Source organism: Cystobacter fuscus (assembly GCF_002305875.1).
Lineage (GTDB): Bacteria > Myxococcota > Myxococcia > Myxococcales > Myxococcaceae > Cystobacter > Cystobacter fuscus_A.
Map to the genome: position 1 here is coordinate 8,352,222 of NZ_CP022098.1, position 12,774 is coordinate 8,364,995.

Sequence of the window (12,774 nt, forward strand, 5' to 3'; positions counted from 1 at the left end):
ATTCTCCCGCTAGAACGCGTAGCGAAGGTTCGGCGTCAGCGCGAACCCGAAAGACTGAGACTTGACGAAGAAGCTCGCCGTCACCTCGACACCAATCGAGAAGTGCCGGAGGCGCGTGTAGTACTCCACTCCCGGTCCGGCGAATACCAGAATGTCGGACTCCGGCAGGAGCGCTTTCGGCCAGAACAGGGCGTAGCCCACGCCACCCCGCACGTAGAACCACGTTCGCGGCACTTCCTGCGCGTCGGGGAAGCTCACCAGACGCACGTGCGCCACGGCGCCGGGCACCAGCGAGGAGAAGTCACCCGAGGCAGTCCCGTTGGAGTTGCCCGTGTACTCCGAGCCAGCCCGGTTGACGGCGCCTCGCAGGAAGAGCCCGATCGACAGGCGATCGCCGATGTCCACGCCCAGCTCCACCTCGGCCATCTGTCCGGGCGAGAAGGGCCGGGGTCCAGAGGACGCGGGCGGATTGACGATGAAGAGAGGACCACCGAGGACCGAGAAGTACAGTCCCCGCTCGATTTCCTCGTAGGTCTCGGCGGGACGGTCACCAGCGGCCTGCGCATTCGCGAGCGCGGGAAGGGCGAGTGCGGCGCAAACGACAAAAGGGCGGAGGGCTTTCATTCAGGGCTGGAAGTTAGCCCAGGCGCCCCCGGACGCCAGAGGCAAAAAGCAAGTGGGCGGCTCCGCGACACGGAACCGCCCACATTGGATGTTTCCTGTCAGCGGAGGATTACTCTCCGGCCGCCTTGAAGATGAACGGATAGGTGACGACCACGGAGCCACCGCCCTTCGGCTTGGGGAACGTCCAGGTGCGCACACGGCCGGCCACGCACTGCTCCAGCTCCGAGTTGCCCGCGGTGGACTGGGCCACGGAGGAGGTGACGACGTTGCCCTCGGTGGCGATGGTGAAGCGGATGGCCACCTTGCCGCCCAGCTTCGGGAAGCGGTTGAGCAGGCTCTCGTAGCAGAAGCGGATCTGCCCGCGGTTGCGCTGGATGACCTGGCGCACGAGCTCCTTGTCGAGCGAGCCACTCACCGTGGCCTCCTCGGCCGCGATGCCCACTTCCACGCTCTGCTTGGTGCCACCCAGGCTACCGGTGGCGGAACCATAAGAGCCCATGCCACCGCCACGGCCCTTGGTGCCAACCGTGCCGATGCCCACCACGTCTGGGGAACCGGCACCGCCACCGACGCCCCCCTTGAGGCCAAGGCCGCCGAAGCTGGTCGCGGCCGTCTTCCCGGCGAACATGTTGCCCATGGCGCCCTTGAGGTTGTTGCTCAGGCCACCACCGAAGAGGCTCGCGGCGCCACCCTTGCCGCCGAAGATCTTCGCGGCCATGTTCTTCGCCTCGGCCTTCCTGTCGGGCTTGGCCTGGGTCGTCGTCTTGGGCGTCTCCTTCACCACCTTCTGGGTGTCGTCCTTCTTCTTGGCCGCTTCCTTCTTGGCCGCCTTCTCCGCCTTCTGCTCGTTGAGCTTCTCGAGGAACTTGTTCTTCTGCGTCTCGGGAGGCTTCACGATGAGCTTGGCGATGCGCGAGTTGTTGCCCGCGAGCTCATCCGCGTAGGCATCCCCGGCGGCGGCCAGGTTGGACGCGCTGATGACGAACAGCGACGCGATGAAGAAGAGCACCAGGAAGATGTTGACGACGGCGAAGTCCACCGACTCGCCCAGCGGCGCGAAGGCGCGCTTGGGCACGGACTCGAAGCCGGCCTCGAGCGTCACGCCGCCCAGGTCCACGGAGAGGAAATCGTCGTCCTTGAGGGTGATCGCGTAGGAGTCGCCCTCGTGCGAGGCCTTGCCGGACTCGATGACCTCCTTGAGGTCCAGCGTCTCGCCCTTGCGCACGAGCTCGCCCTTCATCTTGCCCGAGAAGAGCACCGTGAAGGACTGGCCGTCCGTGCGCATCACCTCGAAGCGCTCGCCGCCCAGCTTGGCGTCGCCCATGACGAAGTCGACGCCCTTGGCGCTGCCCACGGTGAAGGAGCGCTTCTGGCCCGGAGCGAAGAAGAAGTCGCCCACGCGCTGGTCGCCCCACATGAAGTGCAGGCCCAGGCCGAGCGGCCCCTTGGACTTGGAGGGCACCCGGCGCACGCGGGGCGCGGGCTGCTCGGCCGGCGCCTCGGCGGCGGCCACGGGCTGGGCCACGGCCTTGGGAGCCGCGACCGGAGCGGGAGCGGCGGCCGCGGGAGCGGGAGTAGGAGCGGCGGCCACGGGAGCGGGCGTGGGAGCGGCGGCCACGGGAGCGGGCGTCGCGGCGCGGGCCGGAGAGATGGCGGCCTGGGCCAGCCCGGCGGCGAGCGAAGCGTCCGGCTGGGGCGCGATGGGAGCGGACGCGGCGGGCGCGGTGCTCGCGGCGGCCGAGGCGAGGTTGGCCGCGGCGATGGCCGTGGTGTCCTCCAGGCGGATGGTGGTGCCACCCACCTTGATTTCGTCGCCGAACGACAGCTGGCCCTTGTTGACCCGCTTGCCGTTGACGTAGGTGCCCTCGACGCTGCCCATGTCGATGATGGACAGGCTGCCGTCGGAGGCCACCTCGATGACGGAGTGGATACGGCTGACCTTCTCGTCGTCCAGGCACAGGTGCGCCGAGGCGAGACGGCCAATCTTGATGATGTCACGCTCGAAGTCCTTCGAGGTGACCAGGGTGTCACCCTTGAAGACCCTGAGTGTCAAAGGCACAGGCATTTCAATTCCTCGGTAGGCTTGCGGCGATCTCTAGGACAACGCGGACGGCGATGGGTTCCCGGCGATTTTCACAGCTCGCCAACCGACTGCATCACCTTGTCCTCGAAGTCCTCGCGGATACGGATGAGGTTGGAGTGCGAGACCTTCTTGCGGGCCTCGACGTACTCGCCGTCGGGCTTGGTCAGGTCGCCCTCGATGGTGTCATCCTCGAAGTCGATGGTCTGCGGGCCGCCCTTGCCCGCCTTGCCACCGCCGCCAGAATCCCTCGTCGGGGGCGGGGAGTCCTCGTCCTGGGCGAGGGCCGGCGTCACGATCAACATCCCACACAGCATCAGGAGCTTGCGCATCACTGTCTCCGGGCGGCCCGCCCATGCGGCGGGCCGCGATACGTCATGAAGGTTCGCATCAATCCCCCCTCCCCCGCCACCGCCACCTCATCCCACATCTAGAAGATGTCGTCCGACGGCTCCGCCGGATCCGCCTTGGGCGGAGTGGCCGGCTGTGCGGCGGTGTCGGCGGGCTTCTGGGCGGGCGCTGAGGGCTGGACACCCGAGGCGGGCTGGGCCGCGGGCTGCGGGGCCGGCGCGCCCCCAGCGGGGGTGGCCGCGCCCCCCTGCTTGGCCTCCTCGGCCTTCATGAGCTCCTGCTGCTGCTTCTGCAGTTCCTCGAGCTTCTTGGCCTGCTCCTCCTGGAGGACGGCGTCGCGCTGGGCCTGGACGATGGACTCCGCCTCGCGCAGCAGCCCGAAGATGGGGTGCTCGGCGCTGAGGGCCACTTCGCTGCCGGACAGGCCGATGTACTTCTTGTACAGCTCCACGGCCCGCTCCGGAGCGCCCTTGTTGCGGTGCAGCAGCACGCCGCGGTTGTAGTAGACGGCGGCCAGGTTCGGGTCGAGCTTCTCGGCCTCGTCGTACTCCTGCATCGCCTTGTCGTACTGGCCCTGGCCCTTGAGGGCCACGCCCAGGTTCAGGTGCGCGGGAGCGTTCTTGCTGTCGGCCTGGAGCACGCGGCGCAGGTGCGCCTCGGCGCCGGGGTAGTTCTCCACATCCAGCGCGAGCTGCGCCAGCATCACGTGCGAGGGCACGTAGTCGGCGCGCACCTCGACGGCGCGATTGAACTCCAGGCGCGCCTCGTCCTTCTTCTCCTCCTGCAGGAGGATGAGGCCGATGGTGTGGTGCAGTTCGGGATCGTTCTGGTCGATCTTCATCGCGCGCAGCGCCACGAGCTTGGCCATGGCGAGCTGCTTGCGCTCCAGGTAGCTGCGCATCATCACCTTGTAGGCGGTGACGGACTGGGGCTCGCGCATGAGGGCGGCGCGCGAGAACTCCATCGCCTTGTCGTGGTCGCCCGTCTGCCGGTAGATCTCCGCCAGACGCGCGCGGCTGTTGGCGTCGTCCGGGTACATCTTGAGGATGCCCTGGTAGATGTTCACCGCGCCCTGCACGTCGCCGGCGTTCTGGGCCAGCACCGCCAGGTTCTCCGAGGCCTGGCGCAGCGAGGGCTTGGTCTTGAGGGCGGCCTGGTAGTGGCCCACGGCCTCCGAGGTCTTGCCCTGACGCTCGGCGAGCACACCGAGGTTGTACTGGGCCTCGGCCAGCCCGTTGTCCGCGTCCAGCGCGGCCTTGAACTTGCGCTCGAGCGACGGGTAGTCGATGGCGCCGCCCTTCTTCTGGGCCTCATACGCCGCGAGCGAGTCCTCGAAGAGGAGCTTGGCGCGGTTGGAGATGGACTGCGGCTCGTTGGACTTCGTCGTCTTGCCCGAGTCCACAACCGAGTTCTTGGTGGCGTTGGTGCCCGCGCAACCCGCGGCGAACAGCGCCGCGGTCACGGCCACGAGGAGTGAGCGCATCATGGAGGGGTGATTCGTCGTGGGGCGATTCATTAGAGGAAGTCCTCGGGTTCCTGGTCGTCCGTGCCGGCCTTGGTCTTGGGCGTGCCCTCCTTGGTGGGCGCGGCCGGACCGTCAACCTGGGTAGCCGTCTGCTGCTGAAGCCGCTTGGCGAGGTCCGACACGTCCTCGACGACTTCCTGCTTCGTGTCCTTCTCGCCCTCTGCCACCTCGACCGGGGGAGGCGGGATGTCCTGGATGGCGGCGAGCATGTCCCCGCCGATGGCCAGGTCACGACCCTTGGTGAGGGCCACCTTCTCCTCCACCATCGTCGGGAACTGCTCCGGACGGTAGGTGGTGCGCAGCATCTTGAGGCTCTCGGCCGCGCAGTCGTTGTAGACGCCCAGCTCCTGGCTCTTGGCCACGGCGGTCATGAACGCCTCGGCGGCCTTCTCCTTGAGGGGCAGGGCCTGGTTGCCGAACTCCTCGCGCAGCGCGCCCTCGGTCTCCTCGTCGATGCCCGGCGGCATGGGGGCATTGCCGATCCTGTCGGCGAAGTTGTCGTAGACCATGCCCAGGCGGTGCAGGGCGCAGATGGCGGGCTCGGCGGCGCCGATGGACACCGTCTGCACGTACTTCTTCTCCACCACGTCGCGCGAGTTGTTCTTATCCGCGATGGAGGCCTTGAGCTTGTCGGGGCTGGGCGGACGGCCCCAGGACAGCTTCAGGCGGGAGAAGAACTGGTAGTCCGGCTCCACGCTGCGGAACTGGGCGCGGCCCACGGCCGGCAGCGCGTTCTTCTCCAGCGACTGCTGCAGACGGCGCGGCAGCTTCTCGTAGTAGTCGAGGATGCGGGTGTAGAGGCGCTCGGTATCACGCGGGCGCTGGAGCTTCTTCTCGTAGATGTCGACGATGCGGCCCTCGGCCATCAGGAACTTGCTCGGCTTGCTCTGGTACTGCCGCTCGTACTCCTCGAGCAGGCTCATGGCCTTGATGTAGTTGCCGGACTTCTCGTGCAGGTCGACGATGGAGAGGAACACGTCCTCGGCGTCCTTGGCCTTGGGCCAGAGCGTCAGGTAGCGCTCGCGCAGGGCGAGGGCCGCCTTGTACTCGCCGAGACCCTCGCGGTAGGTGGCCGCGTTGAACAGCGCCACCTGGGCCTTGGACTCCTCCCACTTCTGGGGAGCACCGGGCCTGGTGGAGACCACCACGTCATTGTCCTTGTCCTTGCCCTTGCCCTTCTTGCCCTTGGCGGGCTTCTTGGCGGGCGCCGCGCGCGCCACGGTCTTGCCGCTCTTGCTCGCCTCGTAGCCATCCACGTACTGCTCGTACACGTCACCGGACTCGCGGAAGTCACCGATGGCCTCCAGCGCCTCCGCGTTGTTGTAGATGCACTCCGGCACGAAGCGCGACGTGGGGTAGCGCTCGATGATGTCCTTGCGCACCTGGATGGCCTTATCCAGCATCTTCGCCTTGTAGTAGTCCACCGAGGCGTTGAAGAGCGCCACGTCGGCGATCTCCGTCTGGGGGAAGTCGGCCACGAAGGACAGGTAGGCCTCGGCCGCCTTGGCGAACTGGTTCTTCGCCTCGAGCGCGCTCACCAGCTTGAACGCCGACTGCTCGATGACCTTGGAGAGTTCGTCGCGGAACTTGCCCGTGGCGAGCTTCTCGTTGTTGTAGAAGCGCCGCGCCCACTCGTTCACCTTCGCCCAGTCCTCGAGCAGGTTGTACGAGTCGAGCACGAGGTTGGCGGCCACCTCGCCCGCGCGCTCGCCGGTCTCGAACTTGTACTCGGGCGAGCCGAGCGCGATCTCGCTGAAGCGCAGGACCGCCTCGTCGAAGTGGTTGTGACGGTAGTAGATGTTGGCCGCCTTGAAGGCGATCTCCACCCGCTTGTCACCCTTGGGCACGTACTTCAGGTAGCGCTCGCACGCCTCGAGCAAGTCCTTGCGGGCCTGGGGGATGGTGGCCTTCTTGCGGATGTCCTTGCTGACCTCGTCCTTGAACAGGCCCTTGCTCTCCGCGTCCTTCACCATCTCGTCATAGGCGAGCACGGCGTTGTAGGCGGCGTTGGTGAGCCACTTGCCCGGCTTGCCCGGCTTGGGGTTGCCCTCCTCGTCCTTGGCCTCCAGCAGCTTCACGTCCTGCAGGGTGACGAGGGTGTAGTTGGCCGCGGCCTTGTCGTACTTCTGCAGGTTGTCGTTGAGCAGTTCCGCCCAGAAGAAGCGCAGGTCGTACGCCTTGGGGCTGTCGGGGAAGAGCGTGAGGTAGTCCGAGTAGATCATGTCGGCGTAGCCGAACGTGGCCTCCTCGCGCGTCTTCTTCGCCTCGTTGTGCCAGGTGACGGCCAGGTTGGACAGGGTGCGCTCGGCCAGATCCTTCGCCTCGGCCAGCGCCTTCTTGTCCTTGTCGTCCTTGATGACACCCGAGCTCTCGACCTCCTTCATGATCTTCACGAGCCGGCGCACCTGGGTGACGGTGCGATCCTTGTTGCCCATGCGCAGAACGATGTCGACGATGCGACCCTGGAAGCCAGGGGCCTCGGGGGAGAGCGGCTTCTCCTTGATGAGGGCGTTGTAGGTGATGGCCGCCTCGCGGTCCTTGCCGTCCGCGTAGTAGAGGTTGGCCAGGCTCCTCATCATCCCGAAGCGATCCTCGGGATTGGTGGCGACCTTGGAGAAGTCCTCGCGCGCGAGCATCACGTCACCCTCGCGGGCATAGGCGCGCACGTAGTCCTGACGGGCCTCGCGCACCAGCGAGTTGCCCTTCTTGTTCACCGGCGCGTCCTTGTCCGTGCCCGCGGCCGGGCCGGCCAGCTCGCCGTAGAGCACCACCGCCTTCCACTTGTCCTTGGCGTTCTGGTAGTCCGCCAGGTTGAAGTGGCACCAGCCCTGCTTGTAGAGGGCGAAGGCGTACACCTGGCTCTCGGTGTACTCGGCGGCCTTCTTGTAGGCCGCGAGCGCCCTCTCCAGATCCTGGCGCTTGCCCTTGGAGTTGTTGAAGTAGTACTCGCCGAAGGCGAAGTACGTGTCCGGCATGTACTTGGACTGGGGGAACTTCTCGATGAGGCGCTTGAAGGCCACCAGCGCCTTGCGGTCCTGGCCATCCTCCATGAGGTTGGTGCCCAGGAAGAAGAGCACCTCGTCCGAGCGCTCGAAGTCCGGATGGTTCTGGACGATCTTCGTGTACTGCTCGAGCGCGAGCTTGGCGTACTGCTTGGAGCGCGTGGTCAGCTCCGCCTTGGCCGCCTTCGCCTTCGTCTGGCCCGCCGCGTCGTTGGCGTTCATCGCCACGAGCAGATCGTCGTCCTTCCGGTTGGCCTCGAAGAAGTAGTACTTCGACTCCTCCCAGTACAACTCGCCCAGCCGGAAGAGCAGCGAGGGCTGCTCCTTCGAGTCCGCCGACAGGGAGATGATCTTCTTGAGCGACTCGATCTGCTCGCGCCGCTTGGAGGCCACCTGCCCCTCCACGCCCAGGCGGAACTGATCGTATTGCAGCGCGGGAGCAGCGGCCTCCGCCTTCTCCTTCTTGCGGCTGATGTCACCCGCGAGAGACTTGTCGATCACCGCGGTGCTGCTCTTCTTGCCAAGACTGGCGTCGCGCGGAGATTTCTTGTCCTGCGCGGGGGCCGCTGTGGCCAGGAGCAGGAGGCTGAGAAGAAGCGTACGGCGCATGGGTTTCCTCTGCGGGGGTCTGCCGGCCGGCTGCCTTGCTTGCTCGGCAAGTGTCCGGGACTCTTCGGGAATTTCCATCGGGGAGGCTCGGCACTATGCGTGGTGCGTCGAACCCGGTCAACAGGGCCCTCAGGGCACGTCGGCTTGCTTCGGTGGCACTGGAAAGATTCCACGCAGGCTGTGACAGAAGCAGGAGTGCGCTTGCGCTGTCAGCCGCCCCTGGTAAGGGGGACACGTGGGCCCGGCCGCCCGCCTTCCCTCCACACGGACCTGTAGCAACATGAGTCTCCTCCCCGAGAGCGCCAGCTTCGAAGAGCGCGTGCACGACTACTTCCTGGCCCTGCGCGGCAGCGGCTTGATGCTGTCGGCGCTGGACACGGAGCTGCTCAGCGCGTGGGCCGGACAGGCGGTGCCCTTCGAGGTGGTGGCGCGCGGCATCTCCCGCTCCGCGGAGAAGGCCATGTGGGATGCGCGCCCCGGAGAGCCCGTGTTGCGCAGCCTGCGCGCCTGCCGCCGGCAGGTGGAGGCGGAGATCAAGAAGTACCGCGAGCGCATGGCGGGCGCGGGCAGCGAGGGCAAGCGCTCGGCCCGCACGCGCTCCTGGGAGGAGACGCGGCACGCGCAGCTATTGGCCTCGATGGAGCGGCTGGCCGAGAGCCGGCCCGAGCTCGCGCCGCGCGTCCACCGACTGCGCGAGGCGCTGGCCCAGCGCGTGCCCCAGGACTTCACGACGATGGAGACCCAGGAGGCGCTCGTGGGGCTCGTGTTGCTGCGCGCCCTGCCCTGGCCCGAGCGGCGGGAGCTGTGGCGGAAGGCCCGGGGCGTGGACAGCGACACCCGGTTCATGTCCGGGCGCGCGCGGCGGCTGTCGCGGCGCTTCCGGCTGCTCGTGGCGGTGCGCCGGCACCTGGGCCTGGGCGAGGCCTAGGCGACCGCGAGGTCCGGCCTGGGAGAGCGGCGGGTCGCCCGCCTGGCCGCTCGTTCCCGGCCGCGCTGAACACCTGTCTCCCCTGCTGACGCGCGTCAGGTGGCTCTGCTATGGCCCGGGGTCATGGCGAGCAAGGTGAGCGGCGAGGTGTGCGGCACGTGCGAGGGACGGACGTACGTCATCGAGCGTCAGGGAGACCGGGCGCATGCCCGGGTGTGCTCGTGCTCCGTGCGCTGCCCCCTGTGCGAGGGCCGGGGGTTCACGTACGAGGTGAAGGAGCAGACCTTCAGCGCCAGGGTGGGCCCCAAGCGCTACGAGGTGCTCGTGCCGTGCGTGTGCCAGCACCGCGCCAAACGCGTGGCGCTCTTCAACGAGATCGGCCTGCCGGGAGTCACCTCGCACGCGAGCTTCGAGAACTACCGCGCCGCCAACGAGGCGCAGGATCGCGCGCGCAACCTGGCGATGCACTTCTCCCACCACTTCGACAAGGCGGGGGTGAACAAGGGCTTCATGCTGAGCGGCCCGGTGGGCACCGGCAAGACGCACCTGCTGGCCGCCACGCTCAAGCACCTGGTGCTCGAGCTGGGCCTGGCGGCGCGCTACGTGGAGATCTCCCTGCTCTACGCCACCATCCGGCGCGGCTTCCAGGAGGGCAAGAGCGGCGGGGAGATCATCGGCCCCCTGTCGGACGTGGCCGTGCTGGCCATCGACGAGATGGGCAAGGGGCGCGGCAGCCAGTTCGAGATGGAGACGCTCGATGAGCTGATCGCCCGGCGCTACAACGCGGGCCGTACCACGCTCTTCGCGACGAACTACTCGCTGGAGCCGGAGCGCCGCGCCTCGCGCTCGGCGGCGCCCACCGGCTACCACCGCCCCGCCGAGGACGCCAAGAGCGCCCTGCGCGAGCTGGAGCTGCTGCGCGAGCGCGTGGGCGAGCGCATCTACAGCCGGTTGTGCGAGATGTGCACCTTCGTGGAGATGCCCAAGGACACGCCCGATCGGCGCCGGCTCATCCAGGAGGCCGACATGCGCCCGGGCCCTCCCCCGACGAGCTCACGCGGCACGGGCCGTTGAAACGGCGCGAGCCCCCGCCCCCCAGCCACGCGGGGGACGAGGGCTCGCGGAGACCTCACGGACTCACGGGGTGATGGCGCGCAGCAGCGCGTTGCCCGAATCCGCCACGTACAGCGTCCCATCCGTGCCCACGGCGAGCCCACCGGGCACCACGAAGTCCGCGTCCGCGCCCCGGCCATCCCTCGCGCCGAAGCGTCCCGAGCCCGCCAGCGTCGTCACCTCGCCCGAGGGGGAGATGCGCCGCACCCGGTAGTTGCCCGGATCGGAGAACGCCACGCCGCCGTCCGGCATCACCGCGATGCCCACGTAGGGCAGCATGCGCGCGGCCTCGCCGCTCGCGTCCGCGAAGCCGCCCGGAGGCGAGCCGGCCAGCACGCTCACCGTGCCGTTGGACAGCTTGAGCACGCGCATCATCCCCGTCTCCACCACGTACACCGTGCCGTCCGGGCCCTGCGCCACCGCCGAGGGCCGGTACATCCACAGGTTCGCCGGGAGCGTCGACACGGGGTTGCCCGGCGCGAGCAGATCGATGCGGCGGATGACGCCATTGCCCAGGTCCGCCACCAGCAGCTCCTGCGCCGGGGTGACGAAGAGCCCCGCGGGCTGGTTGAAGCGCGCCTGCAGGGCGCTGCCGTCCATGCCGCCCGGCTGCATCTCCGCTCCGGCGAACACCGTCGTCGTGCCGTCCGGGGTGATGCGACGGATGCAGTAGTTGTCCGAGTCGGACACGTACACGTTGCCCTGCGCGTCCGCGGCGATTCCCAGCGGGCCATTGAGTCGCACATGCGAGAGCGTGGAGACGGAGCCATCCGGCGACACGCGCTTCACCTTGTTGGCCAGTGCGTCCGCCACCGCCCAGCCGCCCCCGGGCAACACCGCCACCGCCACCGGCGCGGCCAGCAGTCCCCGGCCCGGAGGCCCATCCTGGTCTCCCCGCTTGCCGGCCAGTCCCGCCACCGTGCGCACCGTGGCGGGCGCGGGAATCCTCGGCGGGGGCAGGGGCTTGGGCGTGATGGTCACCAGGTTGTCCGGCACCTCCCGGCCCAGGCCCTTGTAGAGCACGTTGGCCACGATGCGCGCCGCGCGCGGATCTCCCGCCTCGCTGTTGCCCAGCACGTGCACGAAGTCGATGCCTCCCGCGGAGAACACCCACGACTTGCCCTTGTTGAACACCACCATCTGCCCGAAGCCGAAGGCGCCCTGCAGCGACAGCGCGGGGGACTCGGCCAGCACCGCCACGTTCCCGGGCGCCTTGCCATTCTCCACCAGCTGATCCTGCTCGTAGCCGTTGGCGCGCCAGATGATGTCGCCGTTCTTCAGCCCTGTGCCCTCCAGCGCCCAGTGGTCCGCCCGGGTGATGACCGTGGGGTGGGCGAACTGGTGCCAGCGCGCCGAGAACATCACGCCCAGCAGCTCATTCTCCGGGCGCTTCGGCGACAGGTCCCGGAACTTCCCCGTCCAATCCGGGCTCTTCACGCTCACCGTGTCGCGCTTGTCACCCTTGTAGCAGGTGACGATGCGCCGCGGCCGGCCATCCGCCGACGGCTCGAGCCGCACCTGCCAGTAGGCCTGGTTCGCCCCGAGGTTGATGAGCGAGCGGCCCTCGGCCTGCGCCTTGTCCGCCCGGTCGCGCTGCGCGCGCGTCCAGTACTCATCGTGTCCCGACATGACAAAGACCTTGGCCTGATCGAGGATCTCCCCGCTGCGGTCCATCTCCTCGTCGGTGACGTACGCCACGTCCAGCCCCTGTGCCTCCAGCCACAGGATGAGCCCCTGATCATCATCCAGGAGGTGTCCCGAGCCCTGGCCACGGTAGTAGGGCCGATCGAACGAGACCTTGAAGGCACGCCCCACCCCCGTGATGCTGTACTTGTCGTCGTAGAGGCTGGTGCCACCCCAGGCGTTGTACGCCTGCCAGTTCTGGGTGGGGATGATCACCATCACCTCGGCGCCCGGCTGCGAATTCCGCACGAAGAACGGCACGTAGCGCTGGAAGTTGTCCTCGCGCACCAGCTTCACCAGGTACACGCCCGGCACCCACTTCGCGTCCGTCTGGATCTCCAGCGTGGGCTTCCAGGTGCAGCTCACCAGCCCCGTGGGCCGCTGCGGCGGACACTCCCCCTGGGGCACCGCCTGCAGCGGACCTCCGCGCGCCACCTCCCGGCCTCCCAGCCCGCCGTAGTAGCCCAACCGGTACACCTCCCAGGAGAACTTGCGCGGCCCGTCCTTCACCGACACCGCGATGGACACCCGCTGCCCCGGCGACACCGTGGACTCGAGCGCGTAGCCCTCGATCTCGTTCTGGTTGGCGCCCTTGGTGATGCGCCAGGCACTCGTCCCCGGACGCGCGTTCTCCTTGCGAATGAGCTGGGCGTCATGGGGCTCGAGGGGCGTGCCCGCGTCTCCCGGGTCGGTAGGGGACGGCCTCACCCCTCCGTCGACCAGGATGGGCGTGCCCGCGTCCGGATCCTGAATGGGCTTCTGCTCCCCCTCCCGAATGGGTGGAGGGATAGAATTCTGCGTACATCCCATGAGGAGTCCCAGCAGACACCCCATGACGAACAACGACTGCCGGCTGACG

At 68.0% G+C, this 12,774-nt stretch carries 8 protein-coding genes; 2 read left to right on the forward strand and 6 right to left on the reverse strand.

Annotation, left to right across the window (positions count from 1 at the left end; genetic code table 11):
* Positions 1-9: 9 nt before the first annotated feature.
* The 5 genes from cglE to CYFUS_RS33560 form a co-directional block, all read right to left on the reverse strand.
* Complete coding sequence (cglE, locus tag CYFUS_RS33540) at positions 10-624, reverse strand: adventurous gliding motility protein CglE (RefSeq protein WP_095988932.1); 615 nt, start codon at positions 622-624, stop codon at positions 10-12.
* Positions 625-733: 109 nt separating this feature from the next.
* Positions 734-2,689: an adventurous gliding motility protein GltG gene (gltG, locus tag CYFUS_RS33545; protein WP_095988933.1), complete on the reverse strand. Its 1,956-nt coding sequence runs from the start codon at positions 2,687-2,689 to the stop codon at positions 734-736.
* Between the two features lie 68 nt (positions 2,690-2,757).
* Entirely contained in the window at positions 2,758-3,036 is a 279-nt protein-coding gene (gene cglF, locus CYFUS_RS33550; RefSeq protein WP_095988934.1) for an adventurous gliding motility protein CglF, read from the reverse strand.
* 98 nt (positions 3,037-3,134) lie between these two features.
* Complete coding sequence (gltE, locus tag CYFUS_RS33555; RefSeq protein WP_095988935.1) at positions 3,135-4,571, reverse strand: adventurous gliding motility TPR repeat lipoprotein GltE; 1,437 nt, start codon at positions 4,569-4,571, stop codon at positions 3,135-3,137.
* Positions 4,571-8,191: a tetratricopeptide repeat protein gene (locus tag CYFUS_RS33560; protein ID WP_198316232.1), complete on the reverse strand. Its 3,621-nt coding sequence runs from the start codon at positions 8,189-8,191 to the stop codon at positions 4,571-4,573. The genes gltE and CYFUS_RS33560 overlap by 1 nt, the downstream gene beginning before the upstream one ends.
* Before the next feature lie 280 nt (positions 8,192-8,471).
* On the opposite strand from CYFUS_RS33560, the gene CYFUS_RS33565 reads away from it, so the two are divergent.
* Both CYFUS_RS33565 and CYFUS_RS33570 read left to right on the forward strand, forming a co-directional pair.
* Positions 8,472-9,119 carry a hypothetical protein gene (locus CYFUS_RS33565; RefSeq protein ID WP_095988937.1) on the forward strand — a complete coding sequence of 216 codons (648 nt, stop codon included), beginning with the start codon at positions 8,472-8,474 and terminating at the stop codon, positions 9,117-9,119.
* Positions 9,120-9,242: 123 nt separating this feature from the next.
* Positions 9,243-10,193, forward strand: a complete 951-nt coding sequence (locus CYFUS_RS33570) for an ATP-binding protein (RefSeq protein WP_095988938.1) — start codon at positions 9,243-9,245, stop codon at positions 10,191-10,193.
* Positions 10,194-10,256: 63 nt separating this feature from the next.
* Here the strand turns inward: CYFUS_RS33570 and CYFUS_RS33575 are convergent, their stop codons facing one another.
* Entirely contained in the window at positions 10,257-12,623 is a 2,367-nt protein-coding gene (locus CYFUS_RS33575; protein ID WP_332468306.1) for a N,N-dimethylformamidase beta subunit family domain-containing protein, read from the reverse strand.
* Positions 12,624-12,774 lie beyond the last annotated feature (151 nt).

Coding starts and splice junctions, on each gene's coding strand:
- cglE (WP_095988932.1), bottom strand. CDS start 624: ATGAAAGCCCTCCGCCCTTTTGTCGTTTGCGCCGCACTCGCCCTTCCC.
- gltE (WP_095988935.1), bottom strand. CDS start 4,571: ATGAATCGCCCCACGACGAATCACCCCTCCATGATGCGCTCACTCCTC.
- CYFUS_RS33570 (WP_095988938.1), top strand. CDS start 9,243: ATGGCGAGCAAGGTGAGCGGCGAGGTGTGCGGCACGTGCGAGGGACGG.
- cglF (WP_095988934.1), bottom strand. CDS start 3,036: ATGCGCAAGCTCCTGATGCTGTGTGGGATGTTGATCGTGACGCCGGCC.
- gltG (WP_095988933.1), bottom strand. CDS start 2,689: ATGCCTGTGCCTTTGACACTCAGGGTCTTCAAGGGTGACACCCTGGTC.
- CYFUS_RS33565 (WP_095988937.1), top strand. CDS start 8,472: ATGAGTCTCCTCCCCGAGAGCGCCAGCTTCGAAGAGCGCGTGCACGAC.
- CYFUS_RS33560 (WP_198316232.1), bottom strand. CDS start 8,191: ATGCGCCGTACGCTTCTTCTCAGCCTCCTGCTCCTGGCCACAGCGGCC.